We start from the raw sequence: 11,917 nt of genomic DNA, 5'->3' as shown, positions 1-11,917 counted from the left end.
CGGATTTTGCTTCAAGTTTAAAATTTTAATGTCGAAAAGAAATTGCACCCTCGAAAAACGGTCGCGACAATGCTTCCAGTGGTCAGATATGCGGTTGTAACACGACAGGACGCGGCCTGCCGGTAACAGGGAAGGTTACAACGGGTAGCTCGTCCTTTTGACAACGCTCTGTTATCTGACACGCACCGCACCGCTGCCACCGATAGCAGCGCCGGCGACTGCACCAACAGGCCCGGCGACGACCGCACCCGTCGCGGCGCCGGTGGTGGCGCGGGTTGCGGTATTGGGTCCACAGGCGGTGACCGCCAGCGTCAGGCCGCAAAACAGGATAGCGGTCAGTTTCTGCATGATTATACCCTTTTCTCGGGAAAGTTTCACGAATTGAAACGTTTCGGTTCAGTTATGGTTCCGCGCCAAGTCATCCGGAAACCCCGGTCTTGACGCAAAAATGCAAGACCAGCGCAGAAGGGATCAGATGCAGCCGGCCGGAACAATCGCCGTGACGCGGAAATTACCGCGAAAAAGCGTCAATCAGGTTCAGAACCGCCAGAACTTTCCGGGTTCCGCTGTCCACGCGATAAATCTGGTTGTCATTGCGGTAGTAATTCCAGCCATCGCGCCGTTCGAGACCATAGCGATCATAATCGTTGATCCGGACATAATCAGCGATTCGCAGGATGTCACCGATACCGGTTCCATAGCGGACCGCGTGTTTCCGCGCCTGCCCCGGAGGCACGCAGGCCGGATATTTTTTCGCCAGCCCCGGAGGACAGTTCGAACCGTATCGGACATGCCCGCGATGCTTATACGCGTGCTTGTGCTTATGTTTTTGCGCGTGCTTATGGCCCTTGCCCTTCCCCGGATCCGCGACAGCCGGCGTCACGCCGGCCACCGCAACCGCCATGGCGGCGGCAAGCAGCATCGAGATCGTCTTCATGTCAAACACTCCTGCAGGGTATTCCCGGAGATTCATTACCCGAACACGCCTTTTGGTTGCATCACATTTTCACTTTGAGTGAAAAAAAATTGTTCTGGCAATCGTTCAACCCGGCCCTCTTGGCGGGCGAGGCCGGTAAACGGGCAGTTTCCACCCCCATATCAGACTGCCGGCGCGCAGAATCCAGACCACCGCCGCGCAGGCGATCAAAGCGTCGCCCTGCCGAAACCCGAGCCAGTTCAGCAAGGCAGCCGTAAATGTCCCACCAAAAGCCGCAGTCAGATAAAGCTGCCCCTGCTTCAGCACGAGGGGAACCTCGTTCCCGACGACATCGCGCATCAGCCCGCCGAATGTGCCGGTCACGATTCCCATGATCACGACGATCACCGGGCCCGCGCCGCTTTCCATGGCCACCCCCGCCCCGGCTGCGGCCGCGACCGCCAAGGCGACGCTGTCCAGCCAGACCAGCAGCCGGTAGCGGCTTTCGATCAGATGCGCGGTCCAGAACACCAGCAGGGCCGCCGCAGCAGCCATCAGCACATATGAGGGATGTTCGATCCAGAACACCGTCTCGCGCCCCAATATCAAATCCCGCAAAGTACCGCCGCCCACCGCTGTCAGGGCCGCCATGAAAATGAACCCCACCGGATCAAGCTGCGCGCGGCTGGCGACAAGCGCCCCGGTCAGGGCGAATATCAGGACCGCCCCGTAATCCAGCGCCACCAGCAGCGCCTCGAAGCTCATCTGAAAGGCCCCATCCCGGCGCGGGCCAACTCGTCCGCGCGCTCGTTCTCGGCATGGCCGGCATGGCCCTTGATCCATTGCCACTCGACCCGGTGCCGCGCCTGCGCCTCGTCCAGCCGCCGCCACAATTCCTCGTTCTTCACCGGCTTCCTGCCCGCGGTGCGCCAGCCATTCCGTTTCCAGCCATGCAACCATTGGGTGACGCCGTTCTTCACATAGGCGCTGTCGGTGATCACGGTAATCTCGCTTGGCCGGGTCAGCGCCTCGAGCGCCGAGATCGCCGCCATCAGTTCCATGCGGTTATTGGTGGTCGCGGCCTCGCCGCCCTGCAATTCCCGCTCCTTGACGATCCTGTCGCCCTCCTTGGCCCGCAACAATACACCCCAGCCTCCGGGACCGGGATTGCCGCTGCAAGCCCCGTCGGTCCATGCGAAAATTGTTGTCACGCCCGGCTCACCGCCAGTTTCAGCCCCAGCATAGCGAATGACGCCGCAAAGACCCGCCGCAGCCATCGCATCGCGGATTCCGATGCCAGCACCGCATCCCGGCCACTGGCGGCAAGGGCGGCATAAAGCACGAAGACGCCAAAGGTCATTCCGGTAAATCCCAGGCCCAGTTCGAATAGCGCGCCGATCCCAGCATTGGCGGGCAGGAATTGCGGCAAGAACGCCATGAAGAACATCGGCAGTTTGGGATTCAACAGGTTAAGCAGTATTCCGCGCCAGATCAGCCGTCGCGGCGGAACCTGCGCTGCCGCATGAAACCGCAAGCCTCCCTCGCCCTTCAATACGCCCCATGCCATCCAGAGCAGATAGGCGACACCCGCGAATTTCACCGCCTGGAACAGGACGGCGCTGGCATGCAGCAGTGCCGCCAACCCGGCCATGGCCACCAGCATGTGAATCACCGTCGCAATGGTGCAGCCAAGCGCGGCCCAAAGCCCGGCACGCATCCCGCCGCCAAGCGTCGAGGACAGGGTATAGATCACCCCAAGCCCCGGCACGGCGCAGACGATGAACGCCGTCAGCAGATATTCGAAACTCATTCACTCAGCTCCTTATACCCGGGCAGCGCTTCGATCCTGCGCAGCCATGCGCCGATTGCGGGGAACCGCTCCATCCCGAACCCCCCGCGTGTTCCGGCAGAATGGGTATAGGCGTAAAGACAGATATCCGCCAGACTCGGCCCGCCTGTCAGCCAGTCATTTCCGGCCAGATGCTCTTCCATGACCTGCAGCAGCGCATGACCCCGGTGCAGCAGATCATCCAGTCTCGCGGGCGTCGCCTCTGCGGCACGGCGCGGATAATTCAGAAGCGCTTGGCGCACCGCGATGACTGGCTCGTGATTATATTGCTCCCAGAACATCCAGCCCAGCATCTGCGCCCGCAGAACCGGATCGCCGGGCACGAAATCCGTCCCCTCCCCCAGATACCACAGGATCGCCCCGGATTCGGCCAGCTTATGCCCGTCGTCCAGCTCCAGCACCGGAACCTTGCCGAAGGGCAGAACACCTCCGGCTCTGGCCTGCGCCAGTGCCTCGGATCCGTCCTCGCAATCGACCACCTCGGCCCGCCGCCCGGTCAGAGACAACAAAAGCCTGATCTTGTAGCTGTTTCCCGAAGACGGCATCGAATAAAGACGCATTTCCCTACCTTCTTCTTTGCCCAAATACCTCGGGGTGAATTGGCCGCAGGCCAAGAGGGGCGGCGCCCCTCGCTATGCTGTCTCCCGCAGAACCCGCGGCACCTTGAATTCGATATTCTCCTGCGCGGTCTCGACAATTTCGACGGTTACATCATAACGTGCGCGGAAAGCGTCAATCACCTCGTCGATCAGCACTTCGGGTGCGCTTGCGCCCGCTGTCACGCCGACATTGCGCACACCGTCGATCGCCCGCCAGTCGATCTGATCCGCCCGCAGCACAAGCTGCGAATAAGCACAGCCCGAGGCCCGCCCCACCTCAACCAGCCGCTTGGAATTACTGGAATTCTGCGCACCGATCACCAGCAGCGCGTCGATCTTCGGCGCGATCGCCTTGACTGCCGCCTGACGGTTGGTGGTGGCATAGCAGATATCCTCGCGGGCGGGGCCGATGATCCCCGGGAACCGCGCCTGTAGCGCCGTCACGATCTGCGCGGTGTCATCGACCGACAGCGTGGTCTGGGTGATGAAGGCCAGCCGTTCGGGATCGCGCGGGGTCAGGCAGGCCACATCCTCGACCGTCTCGACAAGAATCACCTCGCCCTCGGGCAGTTGTCCCATCGTGCCCAGCACCTCGGGATGGCCGGCATGACCGATCATGACCAGTTGCAACCCCTCGGCATGATGACGCGCCGCCTCCATATGGACCTTGCTGACCAGAGGACAGGTCGCGTCAACGAACACCATCTCGCGCTGCTTCGCGGTGGCCGGGACGGATTTCGGCACGCCATGGGCCGAGAAGATCACCGGGCGGTCATCGGGGCATTCGTCCAGTTCCTCGACAAAGACCGCGCCCTGTTCACGCAGGGAATCGACGACATATTTGTTATGCACGATCTCGTGGCGCACATAGACCGGAGCGCCCCATTTCTGCAGCGCCAGTTCCACGATCTTGATAGCCCGGTCCACGCCCGCGCAGAAACCTCGCGGGGCGGCCAGATAAAGCGTCAGGGGCGGTTTCTTCTGTTCCATTGTCATGCCCTAACCTGAGCGCGATCCGTCGTCCAGACAAGAGCCTGTGCAAATTCGCCGGCAAGATCGTCATTGCGTCACGCGAATGCCGGGGCGTCCCGCGAATGCCGGGGGCTGTCTGCCCCCGGACCCCCGAAGGTATTTCGACAAAGAAGAAGGACCGCCCAAAATCACCACGGGGATCATCAGGCTCGGGAAAAAATCCCGAAAACTGCGCCAGAGAGCGGCAGCAGCGTCGATACCCGGCGCAGAGCGGTTTCAATCCGCAAGAGCCAGAAGCGCGGATATATCCAGATGCGCTTCGAGATGCCGTGCAAGACCGTCCAATGTCTCTTCCACACCAGCCTCATATCCGGGTTGCGAGGCCACGCCGAGACGCGCAAGAAAACCGGCGCGAAACCGGTCATCGGCAAAGAGCCCGTGCAGATAGCTGCCCTGGATCCTTCCGTCGCGGCTGATCGCTCCGTCGGGGCCGGGGATCTGTGCGAAGGGGCGCGCGCAGTCGGGGCCGAAGGTCCGGCCCATATGGATCTCGTAGCCCGTCACCGGCTTGCCAAGCGCAGTGCCGGTGGCGCGAATCGTGCGTTTGGCCGCGGACATTGTGGTTTCGACATCCAGAAGGCCCAGCCCCTCGACCTCGCCCGCCATCCCGTCGGAACCGCCGGGATCGCGGATCACCCGGCCCAGCATCTGATAGCCGCCGCAGATGCCAAGCACATGCCCGCCGCGCCGGACATGCGCGACAAGATCGATATCCCAGCCCTGGGCGCGCAGGAATGCCAGATCGCCAAGCGTGGATTTCGTGCCCGGCAGGATCACCAGATCGGCATCCCCGGGAATTGCACGTCCCGGCCCCAGCATGGTCAGCCGGACCCCCGGCTCGGCGGCCAGCGGATCGAGATCATCGAAATTCGCGATGCGCGAGAGGGTAAGGCAAACGACATGCAGCCCCTCGCCCCCCGGTACCCGCAGATCGACGGCATCTTCGGCAGGCAGGCGATGCGCCGCCGCGAACCAGGGCAGCACGCCGAAACCGCGCCAGCCGGTGCGGCGCTCGATCTCGCGATAGCCGTCGTCGAACAGGCACGGATCGCCGCGGAACTTGTTGACAAGGAAGCCGCGGATCAGGGCGGCATCCACCGGATCAATCACTGCCTGCGTACCCACGATCTGCGCGATCACCCCGCCCCGGTCGATATCTCCGGCCAGCACCACCGGCACAGCCGCCGCCCGCGCGAAGCCCATATTGGCGATATCGCGCGGGCGCAGGTTGATCTCGGCCGGACTGCCCGCCCCCTCGACGATCACAAGATCATATGCGGTACGCAACCGCGCGAAACTGTCCAGCACGCCCTGCATCAGCCGGGGCCTCAGCGCGGCGTAATCCCGTGCCTCGGCCCTTGCGATGGCGCGGCCGTGCAGGATCACCTGCGCGCCGGTATCGGTTTCGGGTTTCAGCAGCACCGGATTCATATCGGTGACCGGCTCCAGCCCGCAGGCACGGGCCTGCAGGGCCTGCGCGCGGCCGATCTCGCCCCCATCGACAGTGACGGCGGCGTTATTCGACATGTTCTGCGGCTTGAAGGGCGCGACCTTCAGCCCCCGCCGCAGCGCCGCACGGCACAGGCCCGCGACCAGAAGCGACTTGCCGATATTCGAGCCGGTGCCCTGAATCATCACCGCGCGGGGTTTTGTGGCGGGCATGAGACACTCCGCTTGCCTTCATCTGCATGGATGACTAGATAGGCCCGTCCGCAAATGAAAGGCCGAATTCTGTGGAAAACGTCGTGCTGACCGTTCACCTGATCCTGGCAGTCCTGCTGACCGGGGTCGTGCTTCTGCAACGCTCTGAAGGGGGCGGGCTTGGAATGGGCAGCGGCGGCGGCGGTGGCGGCGTGATGTCGGGACGCCAGGCCGCGAACTGGATGACGCGATTCACCTGGGCGCTGGGCATCGCCCTGTTCGCGACCTCGATCGGCCTGACGATCATCGCGGCGCGGAGCGTCTCGAACAGTTCGATCATGGATCAGATCGGCGTGCCCGAATCACGGCAGGGCTCGACCATGCCCGCATTGCCGGAATACACGCCCCCGCCCTCGACCGGCGGTGACCCGTTGACGCCTCCGGCACCCGATGCGCCAGCAGGCAGCAGCACCGCACCGGCAGCGGATGATGGCCAGGCAGCACCAGACGCCGCAGCACCCGAGGCGGCAGCGCCCGAAGCTCCGGCCGCTGATGTGGAAGCGCCTGCCGCAAGCGAAGTGGAAACGCCGCCCGCCGCAGAGAGTGCCGCGCCGGAAGCTGCATCTGAGCCCGCAGCGGAAAACGCAGAACCCGCTGCGCCGGAACAACAGCAACCGGCGAATTAACGACATACAAGACATAGGGGAATAAGTAATTTTCCCTACATCAACTTGCGGTCCATTGCGGCCACGGGACGAATCGGTTATAACTTAAGTCCCGTGATGCAGGCTGTTCCACGGCCCGCAAAATCGCCGAATTTTATCATCACGGGGGCTCCATGGCGCGTTATATTTTTATCACTGGCGGCGTGGTTTCGTCCCTTGGAAAGGGATTGGCATCCGCGGCGCTTGGCGCTCTGTTGCAGGCGCGCGGCTTTACCGTCAGGCTTCGCAAACTGGATCCCTATCTGAATGTCGATCCCGGCACCATGTCACCGTTCGAGCATGGCGAAGTCTTCGTCACCGATGACGGCGCGGAAACGGATCTGGATCTGGGCCATTACGAACGCTTCACGGGCGTTTCCGCGCGGCGCACCGATTCCGTCAGTTCGGGACGCATCTATTCCAACGTGCTGGAGAAAGAGCGCCGGGGCGAATATCTGGGAAAAACCATTCAGGTCATCCCCCACGTTACCAATGAAATCAAAGATTTCCTTGCCATAGGCGAAGATGAGGTCGATTTCATGCTCTGCGAGATCGGCGGCACTGTCGGCGATATCGAGGGCCTGCCCTTCTTCGAGGCCATCCGCCAGTTCAGTCAGGACCGGCCGCGTGGGCAATGCATTTTCATGCATCTGACGCTGCTGCCATGGCTTGCGGCCTCGGGTGAGCTGAAGACCAAGCCCACCCAGCACAGCGTCAAGGAACTTCGCTCGATCGGCATCGCGCCGGATGTGCTGGTCTGCCGCTCGGAACAGCCCATTCCCGAAAAGGAACGCGCCAAAATCGCACTGTTCTGTAATGTCCGGCCGGATGCGGTCATACCCGCCTATGATCTCAGTTCGATCTATGACGCGCCGCTGGCCTATCACCGTGCCGGTCTTGACCGTGCGGTTCTGGACGCATTCCGGATCAGCCCGGCCCCGCGGCCCGATCTGGCCCGCTGGGAAGATGTGATGGACCGGCTGGAGCATGCCGAAGGACAGGTCCGGATTGCCGTGGTCGGAAAATATACGCAGCTTGAGGATGCCTATAAATCCATTGCCGAGGCCTTGACCCATGGCGGCATGGCGAACCGGGTCCGGGTTCAGGCCGACTGGGTCGACAGCGAGAAGCTGGAAGGCGATGGGGTCACGCTGCTGGACGGTTATCACGGCATCGTCGTGCCGGGCGGTTTCGGCGAGCGCGGAACCGAAGGCATGATCGCCGCGGCCCGTTATGCCCGCGAAAAGAAAGTGCCTTATCTGGGCATTTGTCTGGGCATGCAGATGGCGGTGATCGAGGCGGCCCGGAACCTTGCCGGAATGCCCGGCGCGGGTTCCGAGGAATTCGATCACGAGGCGGGCGAGACGCGGTTCACCCCGGTTGTCTATCATCTGAAGGAATGGGTGCAGGGCAATTACAAGGTGCAGCGCAAACTGACCGACGACAAGGGCGGCACGATGCGCCTGGGCGCCTATACCGCCGTGCTGACCCCCGGTTCGAAGGTGTCCGAGGCTTATGACGGCGCGTTGGAAATCGAGGACCGTCATCGTCACCGCTACGAGGTCGATGCGACCTATCGGGATGCGCTGGAAAAGGTCGGGCTGGTCTTTTCGGGCATGTCGCCCGATGGCAAACTGCCGGAAGTGATCGAATATCCCGATCACCCGTGGTTCATCGGCGTGCAGTCGCATCCGGAACTGAAGTCCAAGCCCTTCGAGCCCGCGCCGCTATTCGCAGGGTTCGTCCGCGCCGCGATGGATGAGGGGCGGCTGGTCTAAAGCCCGTCTTGCTGAACTGGAAAGGCCATTGTTATGCGTCCCGCGATGGCCGGCGGGCGCTGCCCCGTCCTGCGGTTCACGCGGCTCCCCCGGGATTTGGAAGGGAAAGAAAGACACGCAGTTGCGGCAACCCCTGATTGCCGGCACAGATATGACGGCGGCGGTTTGCCTGCATGCTCTGCTTTGGGCGCGCGGAAGCGTTACCCAGCCCGCCCGCCGATCAGCCGGGCGCGAAGCCAGCCCGAGAACCAGTCCATCGCCATCACAATCAGCACCACCAGCACGATATAATAGCTGACCTCTTCCCAGTCTTGCTGGGTCTGAAGCGCCTGTGTCAGCAGCAATCCGATGCCGCCACCGGTGATCGCGCCGATGATGGTCGCGCTTCGGGTATTCGATTCGAACAGATACAGAATCTGACTGAGCAGGACCGGCGTCACCTGCGGCAGAACGCCGAAACGATAGCGCTGCACCGGGTTCGCGCCGGTCGAGGCAATGCCCTCGATCTGTTTGTCATCGACATTTTCAAGCGCCTCCGAGAAGGTCTTGCCGAATGTGCCGGTATCGGTCAGCAGGATCGCCAGTGCCCCGGTCATGGGTCCCGGGCCAAAGGCGCGCGACAGCACCACCGTCCAGATCAGCCCGTCGACGCCCCGGATGAAATCGAAAATCCGCCGCATCCCGAAACGGACCGCCATCAGCGGCGCGAACCGCTTTGCCGCAAGAAACGCCAGCGGCAGTGCGATGATGGCCGCGCCGAACGTGCCCAGAAACGCCATCAGCATGGTTTCAAAGATCGCCCATGCGACCTTGGCGTGCAGCCACATCGGATTATACCAGAAATCATGCCATGCCCCGGCGATATTCGGGCGGTCCGGGTCGATACGTTCCCCGAACAGGATATCAAGCGGACCGTGGCCGTGATAGGGGCTGTCCAGCGTGAAGAAGAACAGCTCCCATCCCGGAAAATATCGGAAAACCTCTGTTTTCGAGCGGGTTATGGTCACGCGCCCGCCCTCGGTCGTGATGCCCACACGGCGCGGGTTCAGCGTGATCCAGTCAGGCGCGGGTCCGATCACATCCACGACCAACTCGTCATCCATCAGCCGGATGGTGACGGGATCGGTTCCCGGATAGCGATATTCCGTGACATTGCCCGGCAGCAGCCGCAGCGAATGGCCGTTTTTCAGCTCGACAGTCACGGCGTCGCCATCGCCGCTGACCCATTCGGGCCGCTCGCCTTCGGGATAGGCCCCCTTCCGCTGCCCCTCGATGGCATAAGAAATCGCGCCGCTGCGATGATCGCGGGTCACATGCGTCTTGTAGGACCAGCTGTCCGACAACAGCGTGACCGCATTATCCATCCTTGCCCGCTGCGCCAGACCGGGAATGTCAAAGGCGAAGAAGACATAGGCCAGATACAGCCCGATCAGTGCCATGACCGCGTAGGCCGCCGTTCTTTTGCGGGAAAGACGGGTCGCTGCCGCGTCCTTCATCATGGCCAGCGTGGCGGCGGTCATTGCCAGTCCCCCTTGACCAGACGGTTGCGATAGCTGCTGGAAAGCTGATCGAACAGCACGATGGTGCCGAAGAGCAGGATGAAGATCGCGGCGGCGGCGTCGAATTTTCCCTGCCCCCATGACATGGCGTTTTTCAGCTCGTACCCGATTCCACCCGCGCCCACGAAGCCAAGGATTGCCGAGGCGCGGATATTGATCTCGAAGCGCAGCAGCGCATAGCTGAGGAAATTCGGCGCGACCTGGGGCAGCACCCCCAGCAACATCCGTTGCGACCAGCTTGCCCCGGTCGAGGCCAGTCCCTCGACAGGCTTCGGATCTGCGTTTTCCGCCACCTCTGAGAAAAGCTTGCCCAATGCGCCAATGGAATGCAGGGTGATTGCGATCATGGCGGGAACCGGCCCGCCGCCCAGTACGAAGATCAGGACAAGCGCGACGACGATCTCGGGGATGGCGCGCATGATATCCATCATGCGACGGAACAGCGGCACAAGCCGCGGCCAGCAGGCCAGCCCGCGCACCGACAGAAAGGCGAAAAGCATCCCGCCGATCGATCCGATCAGCGTCGAGATGGCAGCGATATTGATGGTTTCCACCAATGCCGGAAAGAATTTGACCAGATGTCCGGGCAGTTCCTGACGCTTCGCCCAGGCCTCGGACAGGACCGCCGCCGGATAATCGAAGACATGCCCGATTCCGTTCCAGAAACCGCCCGCATTCCGGGAATCCGCCAGATGGAAGCCGGGCAGCAAAAGCAGCAGGAAGATGATCAGCGTCAGTGCCCCATAAAGCCGGCGGCGGCGCGCCTGATCCAGATAGGCTGATTGCATCTGACGCAGATGGGACGGGTTGGAGATATCGGTCATGAAGCAGGTCCGGACAGGGATGAGGGCGACAGAGTGTCGCCCTCCGGATGGATCAGGGATCAGCCGCCGATTTCGGCCTTGCGGGCCTCGATCACCGATTCATAGGCGTCATGGGTGATCGGCTGTGCGCCCAGGGTTTCCCCCGCGAAAACCCCATAGGCGCAATCGGGGTCGTTTTCGTAAAGATTGTCCACCAGTTCGGTCATCTTCGCCTTCACGTCATCGGGCAAAGCCTTGCGCAGCACGACCGGGCCTTCCGGGATGGGCTTGGATTTCCAGATCTCGACAAGCTGAGTCATATCGACAAGCCCGGCATCCACCGCCTTGCGCAATGCGCCCGAGTTGTAGCCGTCTTCCCACTCGCCCTGACCATCGGCCCAGCTGACGCCGCCATCCACATCGCCATTCGCAACCGCCACGATGGTCTGTTCATGCCCGCCGGTGAACTTTACCTCGCCGAAATAGTCACCCGATTCCATCGATGCGCCGGTTTCCTGCGGAATCTCGACCGAAGGGATCAGATAGCCGGAGGTCGAGTTGGGATCGCCGAAACCGAAACTCTTGCCCTTCATGTCTTCCAGCGAGGTGATCCCGCTGTCTTTCAGGGCAAAACCGATGGAGTGATAGGCATGGCTGCCATCCGCGTTGATCTTGACCAGAACCGGCTCGACCGCCTCGGGATCGTCCAGATAGACGGCCGCATAGGCCGAAGCGCCCAGCCAGGCCATGTCAAGCGTACCGCCCAATAAGCCCTGAATGACACCGTTGTAATCGGCGGGAGCGAACAGCTTGACGGGCACGCCAAGGGCTTCCTCGGTATAATCCTGCATGCAGGCATAGCTGTTCATGCGATCCTGCGCGTTCTCGCCGCCCAGAATACCGATATTGAACTCGTTAATCTCCTGCGCATGGGCCGCCGGCATCAAGGCCGCGCCAAGAATGAAAGCCAGCGAAAGGGTCTTGGTCATCGTCATCTCCAGATTATTCGTTCCGGTCGGGAACTGCGGGAAAATTG

13 protein-coding genes are annotated in these 11,917 nt (G+C 62.1%); 2 read left to right on the top strand and 11 right to left on the bottom strand.

The annotated features are described in order from the left end of the window. Positions 1–171: 171 nt before the first annotated feature. The 8 genes from Q0601_RS10880 to Q0601_RS10845 form a co-directional block, all read right to left on the bottom strand. Positions 172–348 carry a hypothetical protein gene (locus Q0601_RS10880; RefSeq protein WP_182912702.1) on the bottom strand — a complete coding sequence of 59 codons (177 nt, stop codon included), beginning with the start codon at positions 346–348 and terminating at the stop codon, positions 172–174. 163 nt (positions 349–511) lie between these two features. Continuing rightward, positions 512–937: a hypothetical protein gene (locus Q0601_RS10875; protein WP_305289854.1), complete on the bottom strand. Its 426-nt coding sequence runs from the start codon at positions 935–937 to the stop codon at positions 512–514. Between the two features lie 105 nt (positions 938–1,042). Next, positions 1,043–1,681, bottom strand: coding sequence for a trimeric intracellular cation channel family protein (locus tag Q0601_RS10870; protein WP_305289853.1), 639 nt, complete (start codon positions 1,679–1,681; stop codon positions 1,043–1,045). Further along, positions 1,678–2,127, bottom strand: coding sequence for a ribonuclease HI (gene rnhA / locus Q0601_RS10865; RefSeq protein ID WP_305289852.1), 450 nt, complete (start codon positions 2,125–2,127; stop codon positions 1,678–1,680). The genes Q0601_RS10870 and rnhA overlap by 4 nt, the downstream gene beginning before the upstream one ends. Continuing rightward, positions 2,124–2,726 (bottom strand): LysE family translocator, encoded by a 603-nt coding sequence (locus Q0601_RS10860; RefSeq protein WP_305289851.1) that lies wholly within the window; start codon positions 2,724–2,726, stop codon positions 2,124–2,126. Before Q0601_RS10860 ends, rnhA begins: the two co-directional genes overlap by 4 nt. Further along, on the bottom strand, positions 2,723–3,325 hold the full coding sequence (locus Q0601_RS10855) for a glutathione S-transferase family protein (protein ID WP_305289850.1): 603 nt from the start codon (positions 3,323–3,325) through the stop codon (positions 2,723–2,725). Before Q0601_RS10855 ends, Q0601_RS10860 begins: the two co-directional genes overlap by 4 nt. Positions 3,326–3,397: 72 nt before the next feature. Next, the gene (gene ispH, locus Q0601_RS10850; RefSeq protein ID WP_305289849.1) at positions 3,398–4,354 is read right to left on the bottom strand and encodes a 4-hydroxy-3-methylbut-2-enyl diphosphate reductase; all 957 of its coding nucleotides are present in this window, start codon (positions 4,352–4,354) and stop codon (positions 3,398–3,400) included. A gap of 258 nt (positions 4,355–4,612) precedes the next feature. After that, a complete protein-coding gene (locus Q0601_RS10845) occupies positions 4,613–6,058 on the bottom strand; it encodes a cobyric acid synthase (RefSeq protein WP_305289848.1) in 1,446 nt (481 codons plus the stop codon). A gap of 83 nt (positions 6,059–6,141) precedes the next feature. Here Q0601_RS10845 and secG point away from each other — a divergent pair, with 83 nt between their 5' ends. Both secG and Q0601_RS10835 read left to right on the top strand, forming a co-directional pair. Continuing rightward, positions 6,142–6,723, top strand: coding sequence for a preprotein translocase subunit SecG (gene secG, locus Q0601_RS10840; protein ID WP_305289847.1), 582 nt, complete (start codon positions 6,142–6,144; stop codon positions 6,721–6,723). A 152-nt stretch (positions 6,724–6,875) separates the two neighbouring features. Next, positions 6,876–8,519 (top strand): CTP synthase, encoded by a 1,644-nt coding sequence (locus Q0601_RS10835; protein WP_305289846.1) that lies wholly within the window; start codon positions 6,876–6,878, stop codon positions 8,517–8,519. 200 nt (positions 8,520–8,719) lie between these two features. Here the strand turns inward: Q0601_RS10835 and phnE (Q0601_RS10830) are convergent, their stop codons facing one another. Genes phnE (Q0601_RS10830) through phnD form a run of 3 tightly spaced genes read right to left on the bottom strand, consistent with a single transcriptional unit; the run spans position 8,720 to position 11,870 of the window. Next, a complete protein-coding gene (phnE, locus tag Q0601_RS10830) occupies positions 8,720–10,039 on the bottom strand; it encodes a phosphonate ABC transporter, permease protein PhnE (RefSeq protein WP_305289845.1) in 1,320 nt (439 codons plus the stop codon). Next, the gene (gene phnE, locus Q0601_RS10825; RefSeq protein ID WP_305289844.1) at positions 10,036–10,902 is read right to left on the bottom strand and encodes a phosphonate ABC transporter, permease protein PhnE; all 867 of its coding nucleotides are present in this window, start codon (positions 10,900–10,902) and stop codon (positions 10,036–10,038) included. The genes phnE (Q0601_RS10830) and phnE (Q0601_RS10825) overlap by 4 nt, the downstream gene beginning before the upstream one ends. Before the next feature lie 59 nt (positions 10,903–10,961). Then, a complete protein-coding gene (phnD, locus tag Q0601_RS10820; protein ID WP_305289843.1) occupies positions 10,962–11,870 on the bottom strand; it encodes a phosphonate ABC transporter substrate-binding protein in 909 nt (302 codons plus the stop codon). Between the last annotated feature and the right edge of the window lie 47 nt (positions 11,871–11,917).

The sequence above is a fragment of the Paracoccus wurundjeri genome (assembly GCF_030678915.1).
Taxonomy (GTDB): domain Bacteria; phylum Pseudomonadota; class Alphaproteobacteria; order Rhodobacterales; family Rhodobacteraceae; genus Paracoccus; species Paracoccus onubensis_A.
The sequence above is the reverse complement of the archived record's forward strand: the minus strand, read 5'-3'. Positions and strand labels throughout refer to the sequence as shown.

Bases quoted from the DNA above. Each gene is read 5' to 3' on its own strand.
- Q0601_RS10880 (WP_182912702.1), bottom strand. From the start codon at position 348: ATGCAGAAACTGACCGCTATCCTGTTTTGCGGCCTGACGCTGGCGGTC.
- Q0601_RS10875 (WP_305289854.1), bottom strand. From the start codon at position 937: ATGAAGACGATCTCGATGCTGCTTGCCGCCGCCATGGCGGTTGCGGTG.
- Q0601_RS10870 (WP_305289853.1), bottom strand. From the start codon at position 1,681: ATGAGCTTCGAGGCGCTGCTGGTGGCGCTGGATTACGGGGCGGTCCTG.
- Q0601_RS10860 (WP_305289851.1), bottom strand. From the start codon at position 2,726: ATGAGTTTCGAATATCTGCTGACGGCGTTCATCGTCTGCGCCGTGCCG.
- Q0601_RS10855 (WP_305289850.1), bottom strand. From the start codon at position 3,325: ATGCGTCTTTATTCGATGCCGTCTTCGGGAAACAGCTACAAGATCAGG.
- ispH (WP_305289849.1), bottom strand. From the start codon at position 4,354: ATGGAACAGAAGAAACCGCCCCTGACGCTTTATCTGGCCGCCCCGCGA.
- Q0601_RS10845 (WP_305289848.1), bottom strand. From the start codon at position 6,058: ATGCCCGCCACAAAACCCCGCGCGGTGATGATTCAGGGCACCGGCTCG.
- Q0601_RS10835 (WP_305289846.1), top strand. From the start codon at position 6,876: ATGGCGCGTTATATTTTTATCACTGGCGGCGTGGTTTCGTCCCTTGGA.
- phnE (WP_305289845.1), bottom strand. From the start codon at position 10,039: ATGACCGCCGCCACGCTGGCCATGATGAAGGACGCGGCAGCGACCCGT.
- phnE (WP_305289844.1), bottom strand. From the start codon at position 10,902: ATGACCGATATCTCCAACCCGTCCCATCTGCGTCAGATGCAATCAGCC.
- phnD (WP_305289843.1), bottom strand. From the start codon at position 11,870: ATGACCAAGACCCTTTCGCTGGCTTTCATTCTTGGCGCGGCCTTGATG.